A 13,160-nucleotide genomic window follows, 5' to 3' on the forward strand; every position below is an offset into this window, starting at 1 on the left:
CCGGCTCCGCTCTGGTAGCGCCGCGCTAGTGCCGCCAGCGCTCCAGCACCGCCGCGCAATCGGCCAGGTGCCAACACGCCATGCCCGGCCACGGGTTGTCCGGAGCGTTGACCAGCAGCGTGCGGCTGCCCGCCGCGCGGCCGCATTCGAGATCGAAACGGTAATCGCCCACCATCACCACCTGCGCGGGCTCAACCTGCCAGCGCTGCTGGAAGTACTGCAGACCGGCAGGTGAGGGTTTCGGCGCGGCCTCGTCGCGGCCGATGATGTCATCTTCGGCAAAGACGTCGCCCAGCCCGATCGCCTGCAGGGTGACCTGCGCCAGACTGCGCACGTTGCGGGTCAGGATGCCCAGCCGGCAGCCGGCGCCCTGCAGCGCGCGTACCAGCGCCACCGCTCCAGTTGCCGGCTGGGAAGCGGCGGCCAGCGCACGCTCGTGCGCCAGCAGCCAGGCGTGCTTGGCGCTGGCCTCTGCGGCCGGCAACCCGGCCAGATGGGTGAGGATGTCATCCTCTTGCGGAATCGCCAGTTCGCGCTTGATCCGCGCGAAATCATGCACCGCCACGGTCAGCGTGCCATCCATGTCGAACACCCAGTGGCGGATCGCCGACAGCGACGACGCAGCCGCCGGTGCCTGCACAGTCAACGCCACCACGCCGGCATGCGGCTGGCATCCACGCCACCGGTCTCGAACACGGCCGTGCGCGTGCCACCGGCCTTGACCGGGAACTCGATGCTGATCGACCTGCCCTTGGCTGCCAGCTTCCACAACGCCTTCTGGTCGGTGATGAACAGGGCGATCGCCTCGTCGGTCTTCGGCCGCCAGGCCGCCATGGAGACCGGCTTGCCGCCGTCCACCGTGACCTTCACCGTGCACTGCGGGCAACGGAAATCGCCGGCCTGCAGCACCAGGTAGGCATGACGCTTCCATTCGGGGTGGTCGCGGAACACCAGCTGCACCGGCTTGGCGCCGCTGCCATCCACATCCACCCGCTCCTTGCTGAAGATCTGCGCCGACACCTGGTTGCCCTTGCTGCCGACCGGAATCTGGTTGTACTGCCACAGCGCCTGCATGCGGCGCAGGTCGCGCGCGGCATCGCCCTTGGCCTTGACCTCGTCGAAGCCGGCGGCGATGCGCTCGGCGGCGGCAGTGTCCTTGTACTGGTCCAGCAGCGAGGCACCGTGCAGGCGCGCGCGCTCCCAGTCCTGCGCGGCCACGGCCATGTCGTACTGCTTGGCCACGTCCTCGGCCTTGGCTTCCTTCTGCGCCTGCACGGCGGCCGCAGCGGCCTCCTGCGCCTTGCGTTCTTCCTCGGGGTTGCTGCAGGCGGCCAGGGCCAGGGTGCAGGCGGTGAGCAGGATCAGTCGTTTCATGGCGGAGTCCTTTACGGGTGCATCCCGATTCTATCGGCAGCGAAAAGCGGATACAGCAACGGCGGGTTTCCCCGCCGTTGCTGGTGACGCAGCATCAGGTTGCCGGCCGACGGCCGGCACTACCGTTTACTTTGCTTCAGCCTTGGCCAGCATGTCCTGCACCGAGGCGGTGGTGATCGGGTGGTAGCCCGGCTTGGCCTTCTCGAACGCCTGCTTGGCCAGCTCCAGCCCCTTCGGGGTCTTCACCAGTTCAGCGTAGATCGGCAGGATCAGCTTGCGACGGCCGACACGCTCGATGAACGCAGCAGCCGCTTCATTGGCCTGCTCGTAGCCGCTGCGGATGGTCAGCGGGTACCAGCGCATGGCGATCTCGCCGTTCGGGGTGCCGGTGAAGTGGAACGCCTTGTCCAGCGTGGCCAGCTTGTCCAGCGGCTGGGTAGCACCCAGTCCGTCGATGAAGCGGACCCACTCCTGGGTGCTCCACTCGGCAATCACCTGGCTGCTCGGCACGGTGCCGGCGCTGGCGAAGGCGATGCGCGCAGTATCGACGCTGCTGAAATTGCGCGACTGCGCCTTGGCCGCGAACGCCGGAATGCCCGGCTCGTCCAGCCACGCCTTCAGTTCGGCCTCGGTCACCGCCGACGGATTCTTCGGCAGCAGGTTCTTCTTCAGGTACTCCACGAACTGGTCGGTGTTGGCGCTCTGGAAGGCGTGGTCATCGAACCAGCCGCGCAGGAACGGGTCGAAGGTTTCGCGGCCGAAGCGCTGTTCCAGGAATTCCAGGAACCACGCACCCTTGACGTAGGCCACCTGGCTCAGGGCTTCGTCCGGGTCACGCTCGTTCAGCGGCGGCAGCGCCAGCGCCTGGTCGGCCGGGCTCATATCCTTCACTTCGGCCAGCAGATCGGTCTGGTCGATCTGCTTTTCCATTTCGGCCATCTCCTTGCCATACAGGGCTTCGGTGATGCGGCCCTGGACGTAGGTGGTGAAGCCTTCGTTGAGCCAGATGTCCTTCCAGCTGGCGTTGGTCACCAGGTTGCCCGACCAGCTGTGCGCCAGTTCATGGGCGACCAGCGAGACCAGCGACTTGTCGCCGACGATCACGGTCGGCGTGGCGAAGGTCAGGCGCGGGTTTTCCATGCCGCCGAACGGGAACGACGGCGGCAGCACCAGCATGTCGTAGCGGCCCCAGCGGTATTCGCCGTACAGCTTCTCGGCGGCACCGATCATCTTCTCGGTATCTTCGAATTCCTTGGCGGCCTTGTTGACCATGGTCGGCTCGGCCCAGACGCCGGAGCGGCCGGAGATCGGCTCGAACACCAGGTCGCCGGCGGCGATGGCCAGCAGGTAGGACGGAATCGGCTGCGGCATCTTGAAGGTGTAGTCACCGTCACGCGCGGCCTTGGGATCGTTGTCGGCGCTCATCAGCACCATCACGTCCGGGCGCGAGACCACGTGCGCGCTGTAGGTGAAGCGCACGCTGGGGGTGTCCTGCAGCGGTACCCAGGAACGGGCGTGGATCGCCTGCGACTGGCTGAACATGAAGGGCAGCTTCTTGCCCTCGGTCATCGACGGCGCCAGCCACTGCAGGCCCGAAGCGGTCGGTGCGGTGTGGTAGGTCACTTCGACCTTGGCCGGCTGTTCCGGGGTTTCGATGGTCAGCTTGCTGCCGAACACCTTGTCGGCCGGGGCCAGCACGAACTGCAGCGGGCTGCGCGCGCCGTCAGCGGCGATCGCTTCGACCTTGGCGATGCTCAGCTCGCGGGTGTCCAGCACCAGCTGCTTGGCGTCCTTCTGCTTCCATTCCAGGGTGTAGGTGGCGGTGCCGCCGATCTGCTTCTGGTCGAAGTCCAGCTTCAGGTCCAGCGCGATGTCCTTGACGACGACCTTGTCCGGCTCGGCGTACGAGCTTTCATCGTGGCTGCGGTTTTCGGCGTTCACGGGGGCGGCGGGAGCCTTCTGGGCAGTCGGGGTGGCGGCGGGTGCGGCCGCCTCCTGGGAGCAGCCGGCGGCCAGGGCCACGGCCAGCGGAAGGAGCATCAGCGGATTGCGCATGAATCGGGACCGTTACGGGGAACAAACCCCAATGGTACCTCTCCCCCGGCCGGGAAGCGTTGCGCGGTGCGGGGTAATGGCGCATGCGCAGCGCGCTCGCCGGGCACGGCCCGGCGCTACCGACGGGTACCGGGGCGTTGCGCGGTAGCGCCGGGCCATGCCCGGCGACCGTCAAGGCTTACAGCTTGTAGCCGGAGTGGATCGAGACGATGCCGCCGGTCAGGTTCTTGTAGTGGCAGCGCTCGAAGCCGGCCTGCCCCATCATCGCCTTCAGTTCTTCCTGCGGCGGATGCTTGCGGATGCTCTCGGCCAGGTACTGGTAGCTGTCCGAATCGTTGGCGAACAGCTTGCCCAGCTTCGGCAGGATCTTGAACGAGTGGAAGTCGTAGATCGGCTTGAACCAGTCGGCGGTGACTTCGGAGAACTCCAGCACGCGGGCCTGGCCGCCTACCTTCAGCACGCGGTACATCTCGCGCAGGCCGGCGTCCTTGTCGGTCACGTTGCGCAGGCCGAAAGCGATGGTCACCAGGTCGAAGCTGTTGTCCGGGAACGGCAGGGCCTCGGCGTTGCACTGCACGTAGTCCAGGCCCAGCACCAGGCCGCGGTTGGTCAGTCGGTCACGGCCGACCGACAGCATGCCGGCGTTGATGTCGCCCAGCACCACCGAGCCCTCCGCACCGACGCGCTCCTTCAGCAGCGCGGCGATATCGCCGGTGCCACCGGCCAGGTCGAGCACGCGGTCACCCGGCTTCACCTGCGCGGTGGCGACGTAGTAGCGCTTCCATGCCCGGTGCACGCCCATGCTCATCAGGTCGTTCATCAGGTCGTAGTTGCGCGCGACCGACGTGAACACCTGGCCGACAAGCTTCTGCTTGTCCTTGGCGTCAACGTCGCGGAACCCGAAATGGGTGGTACCGGATTTGTAGGGGGATTCGCTCATGCCCCGATTATCGCACCGCCGGGCCCCTACGGGGAACGCTGGCCGTATCATGGCGCCCCACGACCTACCGGAGCCCCGCATGATCACCACGCCCGACTACCAGGCCCTGCTGCAGACCGCCATTGCCGAAGCCCGCCAGGGCCTGGCCGAAGGCGGCGTGCCGATCGGCGCGGCGCTGTACCACAACGACGGCCGCCTGCTCGGCTGCGGCCATAACCGCCGCGTGCAGGAAGGTGACCCGTCCGTGCATGGCGAGACCGACGCCTTCCGCAAAGCCGGCCGCCAGCGCCGCTACCAGGACACCATCATGGTCACGACCCTGGCTCCCTGCTGGTACTGCTCCGGCCTGGTGCGGCAGTTCAACATCGGCACGGTGGTGGTCGGCGAATCGCGCACTTTCCAGGGCGGCATCGACTGGCTGCGGGAAAGCGGCGTCAACGTGATCGACCTGGACAACCAGGAATGCGTGGACCTGCTCGGCGGTTTCATTGCGCAACATCCGGAAATCTGGAACGAAGACATCGGCGAATGAGCATCCGCCACGGCTGATGAGCCCGCCTTGATGAACGCTTCAGTGCCGGCACAGCCTTGTGCCGGCAGCGTCTGCACGCTTCAACGTGAACTGCTGCGCAGTCAGCTGCGTGCAGTCAACACGCGCTACTAACATCCTGCTGCGCAGCGACGTCTAGGGTGGAATGCAACCGGGCCCCCGCCCCGGATTGGAGCCGACCATGCACGCGCATGCCGTACGTCCTCGCAGCGACCCGGCCCTGGCCGCGATCTGGAGCCGACTGCAGCAGCAATACGCACTGCACCAGCGCAGTGCCCCGTTCTGGAGCGCCTACCAGGACATGCAGCAGAATCTGCTGCACGACCATCCCCGCGACCTGGTGCGCCTGTGCAATGCGATGGCCGCCATGGCCGAACAACTGGGCGCGGTTGAACACGCGCAGCTGCTGCACCATCGCCACGCTGGCTGCACATCGCGCTGACGCGGCATGCACCGTCGCCCGGGCCACACTGTGATGGTCCCCCACTCCCTTCACCTCCAACCGATTGGATCGTCATGCACGCTGAAGTTCCCGCCATTCCCCCTGTCATCAATGTCGATGCGGAGCTGGATTACTGGCGCCGCCAGCACGCCGATGGCGCACTCGCGCATACCTCGTTCGGCACCTATGTCCCGTGGATCAAGTTCGCCTGTGATTCGCTGATCACCCAGCCGCGCGCCAGCAACGCCCAGCGCGATGAGCTGTTCCAGACCCAGTACGCCCTGCAGATCATGCCGCGCCTGAGTGAAGCGCAGGCCCGCGAATTCGTCGAACGCTGCTGGCAGCACGTGTACCTGGCCAGCCCGGTGCGCAGCCAGGAAGCACCGCGCCTGCGCGCCTGAGTCCACGCCTGCTGCACGGTACCTGCACGGCCATGTGCCGATGATCGTCGCCATTTCCGTGGAACGATGACGATGAGCGCAAGGAACCTGTTCAATACGATCGCCAAGAAGGCCGCGGCCGCCACCGGCTCGCCGTGGACCTTCCTGGCCGCGGTGGCGATCGTGGCGCTGTGGGGCATCACCGGCCCGATATTCAAGTTCAACGACACTTGGCAGCTGGTGATCAACACCGGCACCACCATCATCACCTTCCTGATGGTGTTTCTGATCCAGCACACGCAGAACTCGGACACCGCCGCGATGCAGATCAAGCTGGATGAACTGATCCGCGCCACCGCCGAGGCCAACAATGAGCTGCTGGACCTGGAAGAGCTGGACGAAGAGCGCCTGGAAGAGATCCGCCGCGAATATGAGCGCATGGCACGCGAAGCCGGCGACGCATTGACGCGGGTACGCGCCTGCCGCACCGAGCGGCGCGACGACGAAGCGGTGTGACAGCAGCAACGCTCGCCGGGCATGACCCGGCGCGACCGGCAATTCCCACCCTCTGGTAGCGCCGGGCCATGCCCGGCGAGGGCGCAGCGCGCAACGCGCAACGCGGCAGACACCGTAAACACCCAACGGGAAAGCCGCCGGGCATGGCCCGGCGCTACCGGAATCAGAGCGACTTACCCGCGCTCGTGCCAGCCGCCGCCCAGCACCTTGTACAGCGTGATGCGGTTGGCCTGTTGCGCCAGCTGTGTCTGCAGCTGGCTCTGCTGCGCGTTGTAGGCGGTACGCCGTGCATCCAGCAGGGTGACGAAGCTGTCCAAGCCCGCGTCATAGCGCGCCTGCGACAGGCGGTTGGCCTGCTCGGCCGCTTCCACCAGGCGCTGCTGCGAGGCCGCCTGTTCATCCAGGCTGACATTCAATGCCAGCGCATCGGCGGTTTCGCGGAAACCACTCTGGATCGACTTTTCGTACTGCGCCAGCGCGATATCGCGGTCGGCGTTGGCCACGGCCAGGTTCGCGCGCAGCTTGCCGCCCTGGAAGATCGGCAAGGTGATCTTCGGCAGGAAGCTCCACACCCGCGTACCGCTGTCGAACAGGCCGGACAATTCACCCGAGCCACTGCCGATGCTGCCGGTCAGCGAGATGCTGGGGAAGAAGGCTGCGCGTGCGGCACCGATGTTGGCATTGGCCGCCAGCAGCTGATGTTCCGCCGCCATGATGTCCGGGCGCTGCAGCAGCACGTCGCTGGGCAGGCCAGCCGGCGGTGGTGCCAACGCAAGCACCTGCGGTGCGATGCTGTCCGGCAGCAGCGCCGGATCCAGCTGGCCACCGGCCAGCAGCGCCAGCGCGTTGCGGTCCTGGGCCAGCTGCCCACGCAGGCGTGCGGCATCGGTACGCGCGGTTTCCACCAGGGTGCGGGTCTGGGTCAGTTCCAACCCCGAACTGCCACCGCGCTCATGGCGCGCTTCGGCCAGGCGCAGCGAATCCTCATAGGTCTTCACCGTTGCCTCGGCGATCGCCAGACGCTGCTGGTCGGCACCGTAGGTCAACCACGCGGTGGCGGTCTCGGCCACCAGGCTCAGCTGCGCGTTGCGGCGGTTGGCGGCTACAGCGAAGTACTGCTGCAGCGCGGCTTCGCTCAGGTTGCGCACGCGGCCGAACAGGTCCAGTTCGAACTCGGCCACGCCGACGCCTGCGCTGAACTGCTCGGTGACCGGCACGTCGCCACCGCGGCGGTCCATCTGCCCGGTCACGGCCACGCCCGGTACGCGGTCTGCGCGCTGCACGCGATACTGGCCACGCGCCTTTTCGACGTTGAGCACCGCCACGCGCAGGTCGCGGTTGTTGTCCAGCGCCTGGCCGATCACCTGCTGCAGGCGCTCGTCGGTGAAGAAGTCACGCCAGCCGACCGCGGCTGCATCGGCCACTTCGCCCTGCGCGGCTTCGGCCGGCCACTGTGAAGGAATGGCCGGGGCCACTGCGGTGTTCTTCGGCGCCAGGGTGCCGCACGCGCTGAGCGCCAGCGCGGTGGCAAGGGATACTGCAAGAGAAGAGAATTTCATAGCGACACCTTGGGGGTCACGGTGGTAGCGCCGGGCCGGGCCCGGCGACCATGCGGTGAGGCATCCGCCGGGCATGGCCCGGCGCTACCGGTTTTCATCACTCGGTGGCGTTGCGCTTCTTGAACACGCGCTGCACCACGACGAAGAACAGCGGCACGAAGAACACGCCGAGCACGGTGCCGACCACCATGCCGCCGAGCACGCCGGTGCCGATCGCCTGCTTGGCACCCGAGCCGGCACCGCTGGAGATCGCCAGCGGCAGCACGCCCATGCCGAAGGCCAGCGAGGTCATGATGATCGGGCGCAGACGGTCGCGGACCGCGTGCATCGTCGCTTCGATCAGCCCCGCGCCCTTCTCCAGATGCTCCTTGGCGAACTCGACGATCAGGATCGCGTTCTTGCTGGTCAGGCCCACCGTGGTCAGCATCGCCACCTGGAAATAGATGTCGCGCTCCATGCCACGGAAAGTATTGGCCAGCACCGCACCGAGGATGCCCAGCGGCGCCACCAGCAGCACCGAGGTCGGCACGCTCCAGCTTTCATACAACGCGGCAAGGCACAGGAACACGATCATCAGCGACAGCGTGTACAGCAGCGGCGTCTGCGAGCCCGCCTGGCGTTCCTGGTAGGACATCGCCGTCCACTCGACACCGAAGCCCGCCGGCAACTGCTTGGCCAGCTGTTCGATCTCGGCCATGGCATCACCGGACGCCACGCCCGGGGCCGGTTCGCCCTGGATTTCGGTAGCCGACACGCCGTTGTAGCGTTCCAGGCGCGGCGAGCCGTAGTCCCAGTGCTTGCTGGCGAAGGCGCTGAACGGAACCATCTCGCCCTTGTCGTTCTTCACCGACCAGAGATCGAAATCCTCCGGCACCATGCGGAACGGTTGGTCAGCCTGCACGAACACGCGCTTGACGCGGCCGCGATCGATGAAGTCATCGATGTACGAGCTGCCCCACGCGGTGGCCAGGGTGGTGTTGACCTGGTCGATCGACAGGCCCAGCGAGCTGGCCTTGGCCACATCGATATCGATGCGGAACTGCGGCGTGTCCTCCTGGCCGTTCGGTCGCACGTTGGCCAGCTTCTTGCTGCCGGCCGCCAGGCCCAGCAGCTGGTTCCGGGCCGCCAGCAACGCCTCGTGGCCCTGGCCGCTGTTGTCCTTCAGGAAGAAGGTGTAGCCGGAGGCCGTGCCCAGTTCCGGAATCGCCGGCGGCGGGAACGCAAAGATGAAGGCATCCTTGATCTGCCCCAGCGCAGCCATCGCACGTCCGGTGATCGGCATCACCCCGTTGTCGGCGTCACGATCCTTCCAGTCCTTCAGCTTGACGAAAGCCATGCCCGCGTTCTGGCCCATGCCGGCGAAGCTGAAGCCCTGCACCGAGAACACCGATTCGACGGCACCCTTCTCGTTTTCCATGAAGTGCTTTTCGAGCGCGGCGATCGATTCCAGCGTGCGCTCCTGGGTTGCGCCCACCGGTGCCTGCACCAGCGCCATCAGCACGCCCTGGTCTTCGTTGGGCAGGAACGAGCTGGGCAGGCGCACGAACAGCACGCCCATCAGCAGGAACAGCGCGGCCACGATGCCCATGAACCGCCACGGACGGTGCAGGATGCCGCGCACGCCGCGCTGGTAGCTCTCGCTGGTGCGGTCGAAGCCACGGTTGAAGCCGTTGAAGAAGCGACCGGCGAACCCGCGGTGGGCGACATGGTGCTCACCCTTCTTCAGCGGCTTGAGCATGGTCGCGCACAGCGCCGGGGTCAGCACGATCGCGACCAGCACCGACAACGCCATCGCCGAGACGATCGTCGCCGAGAACTGCCGGTAGATCACGCCGGTGGAGCCGCTCATGAAGGCCATCGGCACGAACACCGCCGACAGCACCAGGCCGATGCCCACCAGCGCGCCGGTGATCTGGCTCATCGACTTGCGGGTGGCTTCCAGCGGCGACAGGCCCTCTTCGGACATGATGCGTTCGACGTTCTCCACCACCACGATGGCATCGTCCACCAGCAGGCCGATGGCCAGCACCATCGCGAACATGGTCAGCATGTTCACCGAGAAGCCCAGCACCGACAGCACGCCGAAGGTACCCAGCAGCACCACCGGCACGGCGATGGTCGGGATCAGGGTGGCGCGGAAGTTCTGCAGGAACAGGTACATCACCACGAACACCAGCACGATCGCTTCGAGCAGGGTCTGCACCACGCCCTTGATCGACACGCGCACGAACGGGGTGGTGTCGTACGGGATCTCGGCCTTCAGGCCGGCCGGGAAGAAGCCTTCCAGTTCCTTCAGCGTTTCATCGACACCGGCAGCGGTATCCAGCGCGTTGGCGCCGGTGGCCAGGGTGACCGCCAGGCCGCTGGCCGGCTGCCCGTTGTAGCGGGTGACGAAGTCGTACGACTCGGCGCCCAGCTCGACGCGGGCTACATCGCCCAGGCGCAGTTCGGCACCGTCCTGCGCACCGCGCACGATGATGTTGCGGAACTGTTCCGGGGTCTGCAGGCGCGACTGCGCGTTGATGGTGGCGTTGAGCTGCTGGCCCTTCACCGACGGCGCACCACCCAGCTGGCCGATGGCCACCTGCGCGTTCTGTGCCTTCACCGCAGCGACCACCTCGGGCACCGACATGCCGTAGGTGTGCAGCTTGTTCGGGTCCAGCCAGATGCGCATGGCGTACTTGCCACCGAACACCTGGATGTTGCCCACGCCCGGAACGCGGCTGAGACGGTCCACGACGTTGGAACCGACGTAGTCGGCGATGTCGTTGGCATCCATGCTGCCGTCTTCGGACACGAACGCGATGACGTTCAGGAAGCCCGAGCTGGACTTGGCCACGTTGATGCCCTGCCGCTGCACTTCCTGCGGCAGCAGTGGCATCGCCAGCTGCAGCTTGTTCTGCACCTGCACCTGGGCGATGTCGGGGTTGGTCCCGCTCTCGAAGGTCAGGGTGATGGTGGCCTGGCCGTTGGACGAACTGTTGGAGGAGAAATAGATCAGGCCATCAAGGCCCTTCATGTTCTGCTCGATGATCTGCGTCACCGAGTCTTCGACCACCTTGGCCGAAGCACCCGGGTAGCTGGCGCTGATTTCCACCGCCGGCGGTGCGACGTTGGGGTACATCGAGATCGGCAGCTTGAACAGGGCCAGGCCGCCGGCGAGCATGATGATGATCGCGATGACCCACGCGAAGATGGGTCGATCGATGAAGAAACGTGCCATGGAGTTCTCCGCTTACTTCGCGCCTGCGGCCGCAGCTGCAGGTTGGGCGGCGGCCGGCTTGGCCGGGGCGGCGCCCTGTTCGGTGGCATTCACGGGCATGCCCGGGCCGATCTTCTGCAGGCCTTCGACGATGACCTTGTCGCCGGCCTTCAGGCCGTCCTCGACCAGCCACTTGTCGCCGACGGTGCGGCTGACCTTGACCGGGCGCACTTCGACCTTGTTGTCCTTGCCGACCACCATCGCACTGGTATCGCCCTTCGGATCGCGGGCGATGCCCTGCATCGGCACCAGCACCGCATCGCTGCGCACACCGCCGCCAATCACCGCGCGCACGTACATGCCCGGCATCAGCAGGCCATCGGGGTTGTCGACCCTGACCCGCAGCGCGAAGCTGCCGGTGGCCGGATCGACGCTGACTTCGGAGAACTCCAGCGTGCCCTTGTGTTCGAAGGTGCTGCCGTCTTCCATCAGGATGCTGACCGGCGTCTGCTGGTTGTCCTGCAGGCGGCCGGCGGCCAGTTCGCGGCGCAGCTGCAGCAGCTCGGCCGAGGACTGGGTCAGGTCGACGTAGATCGGGTCCAGCTGCTGCACGGTGGCCAGCGCCGTGGCCTGGCCGGCGCTGACCAGCGCGCCCTGGGTGACGCTGGACTTGCCGATGCGGCCGCTGATCGGCGCGGTGATGCGCGCATAGCCGAGGGTCACGTTGGCGGCATCCAGTGAGGCCTTGGCGGCGCCGACATCGGCCTCTGCCTGCTTCTGCGCAGCCACGGCGTTTTCCAGATCCTGCTGGCTGACCGCGTCGACCTTGGCCAGCTCGGTGATGCGCTTGGCGCTCAGCCGCGCCGCATTGGCGGTGGCTTCGGCGCGGGCCAGCTGTGCACGCGCACTGTTGGCCTGGGCGCGGTAGCTGGCGTCCTCGATCTGGTACAGCGGCTCGCCGGCCTTGACCATCCCACCCTCGGTGAACAGGCGCTTGGCGACGATGCCGTTGACCTGCGGGCGCACTTCGGCCACCAGGAAGGCGTTGGTGCGGCCCGGCAGCTCACGGGTCAGCCCGACGGTCTCGGACTTCAGCGTGACCACGCTGACCTGGCCCGGTCCCTGTTCAGGTGCCTGGGGTTGGCCGCCACAGGCAGCGACGGTGGCAGCGATCGCCAGCGACAACGCGAAGGGTCGGATTCGGCTCAGCAACATGATGGGAATGGCTCTTGAAGGGAGGGATCTCAGAAGGGGCTGATACGAAGGCCCCTCCCCTTGCAGGAGAAGACCGCGCTGACAGCGCCCACCCGCGTGAAGTGGGAGCCGGGACGGGCCTGCCACGCACACGACGGGAATGATGGGACGGAAATATACATACATGCGTGTTTGTTTGTAAAGCGGTACAATTCAGCCACGTTTCACCTGCACTCGTACCCGCTCATGGCCCGCAAGACCAAAGAGGACACCCAGGCAACCCGCGAAGGCATCCTGGATGCCGCCGAAGCCTGTTTCCACGAACACGGCGTGGCCCGGACCACGCTGGAGATGATCGGTGCCCGCGCCGGCTACACCCGCGGCGCCGTGTACTGGCATTTCAAGAACAAGGGCGAGGTGCTGACCGCGATCGTCGAACGGGTGCACCTGCCCTTCATGCAGGAGCTGGAGCGCACCTCCACCGACCAGCGCGACACGCCGGTGCATGACCTGCGCGCGGTGATGATCCACTCGTTCATCGAGCTGTCCGAGGACGAGCGCCTGCGCAAGACCATGGAGATCATGCTGCGCAGCGATGCCTCGGCCGACACCAGGGTGCTGACCGAACTGCAGCAGAGCGGTTTCCGCGATGCCCTGGACCGGATGGAACGCGCCCTGCGCCGTGCCCAGGACCTGGGCCAGCTGCGCGACGGCGCCGACCCGAAGATCGCCGCGCGCATGCTGCACGCCACCGTGCTCGGCGTGCTGCACGGGGCGATGGTCGAACCGGACCTGATGGACCTCAAGCGCGACGGCATGCTGGCGCTGGACATGACCCTGGCCGCCTACGTGAAGGAAGGCGTGTTCGTACCGGGTTCGTTACCCGAGCCGCTGCCGGAGGCGTGACGGCGCCGCCGGGCATGGCCCGGCGCTACCGCAGATTCGGCC

General features: G+C 66.6%; 12 protein-coding genes. 5 read left to right on the forward strand and 7 right to left on the reverse strand.

What is annotated here, in order from left to right; genetic code table 11:
• Positions 1-25: 25 nt before the first annotated feature.
• The 4 genes from ACUXVE_RS15655 to ubiE form a co-directional block, all read right to left on the reverse strand.
• Entirely contained in the window at positions 26-655 is a 630-nt protein-coding gene (locus tag ACUXVE_RS15655) for an HAD family hydrolase (protein WP_093818034.1), read from the reverse strand.
• Positions 643-1,374: a hypothetical protein gene (locus ACUXVE_RS15660; RefSeq protein WP_445514760.1), complete on the reverse strand. Its 732-nt coding sequence runs from the start codon at positions 1,372-1,374 to the stop codon at positions 643-645. Before ACUXVE_RS15660 ends, ACUXVE_RS15655 begins: the two co-directional genes overlap by 13 nt.
• A 126-nt stretch (positions 1,375-1,500) precedes the next feature.
• Positions 1,501-3,429, reverse strand: a complete 1,929-nt coding sequence (locus ACUXVE_RS15665) for a M1 family metallopeptidase (protein ID WP_222388356.1) — start codon at positions 3,427-3,429, stop codon at positions 1,501-1,503.
• A gap of 178 nt (positions 3,430-3,607) precedes the next feature.
• On the reverse strand, positions 3,608-4,369 hold the full coding sequence (gene ubiE / locus ACUXVE_RS15670; RefSeq protein WP_032976541.1) for a bifunctional demethylmenaquinone methyltransferase/2-methoxy-6-polyprenyl-1,4-benzoquinol methylase UbiE: 762 nt from the start codon (positions 4,367-4,369) through the stop codon (positions 3,608-3,610).
• A 79-nt stretch (positions 4,370-4,448) separates the two neighbouring features.
• Between ubiE and ACUXVE_RS15675 the strand changes: the two genes are divergently transcribed.
• The 4 genes from ACUXVE_RS15675 to ACUXVE_RS15690 all read left to right on the forward strand — a co-directional run bounded on the left by ACUXVE_RS15675 (position 4,449) and on the right by ACUXVE_RS15690 (position 6,257).
• Positions 4,449-4,901 carry a nucleoside deaminase gene (locus ACUXVE_RS15675; protein WP_093818037.1) on the forward strand — a complete coding sequence of 151 codons (453 nt, stop codon included), beginning with the start codon at positions 4,449-4,451 and terminating at the stop codon, positions 4,899-4,901.
• 199 nt (positions 4,902-5,100) lie between these two features.
• The gene (locus tag ACUXVE_RS15680; protein ID WP_445514761.1) at positions 5,101-5,361 is read left to right on the forward strand and encodes a hypothetical protein; all 261 of its coding nucleotides are present in this window, start codon (positions 5,101-5,103) and stop codon (positions 5,359-5,361) included.
• A 74-nt stretch (positions 5,362-5,435) separates the two neighbouring features.
• Complete coding sequence (locus ACUXVE_RS15685) at positions 5,436-5,762, forward strand: hypothetical protein (RefSeq protein ID WP_025877273.1); 327 nt, start codon at positions 5,436-5,438, stop codon at positions 5,760-5,762.
• Positions 5,763-5,834: 72 nt separating this feature from the next.
• On the forward strand, positions 5,835-6,257 hold the full coding sequence (locus tag ACUXVE_RS15690) for a low affinity iron permease family protein (RefSeq protein WP_093818039.1): 423 nt from the start codon (positions 5,835-5,837) through the stop codon (positions 6,255-6,257).
• A 173-nt stretch (positions 6,258-6,430) separates the two neighbouring features.
• Here ACUXVE_RS15690 and smeF read toward each other — a convergent pair whose 3' ends face one another.
• From smeF to smeD, 3 genes are all read right to left on the reverse strand, one after another.
• On the reverse strand, positions 6,431-7,816 hold the full coding sequence (gene smeF / locus ACUXVE_RS15695; RefSeq protein WP_445514762.1) for a multidrug efflux RND transporter outer membrane subunit SmeF: 1,386 nt from the start codon (positions 7,814-7,816) through the stop codon (positions 6,431-6,433).
• A 97-nt stretch (positions 7,817-7,913) separates the two neighbouring features.
• Positions 7,914-11,039: a multidrug efflux RND transporter permease subunit SmeE gene (gene smeE, locus ACUXVE_RS15700; protein ID WP_032976546.1), complete on the reverse strand. Its 3,126-nt coding sequence runs from the start codon at positions 11,037-11,039 to the stop codon at positions 7,914-7,916.
• Positions 11,040-11,051: 12 nt separating this feature from the next.
• A complete protein-coding gene (gene smeD, locus ACUXVE_RS15705; protein WP_032976547.1) occupies positions 11,052-12,233 on the reverse strand; it encodes a multidrug efflux RND transporter periplasmic adaptor subunit SmeD in 1,182 nt (393 codons plus the stop codon).
• Positions 12,234-12,458: 225 nt separating this feature from the next.
• Between smeD and smeT the strand changes: the two genes are divergently transcribed.
• Complete coding sequence (gene smeT / locus ACUXVE_RS15710; protein ID WP_222388353.1) at positions 12,459-13,118, forward strand: efflux transporter SmeDEF transcriptional repressor SmeT; 660 nt, start codon at positions 12,459-12,461, stop codon at positions 13,116-13,118.
• Positions 13,119-13,160: the final 42 nt, after the last annotated feature.

The organism is Stenotrophomonas sp. 3(2025) (assembly GCF_052665395.1).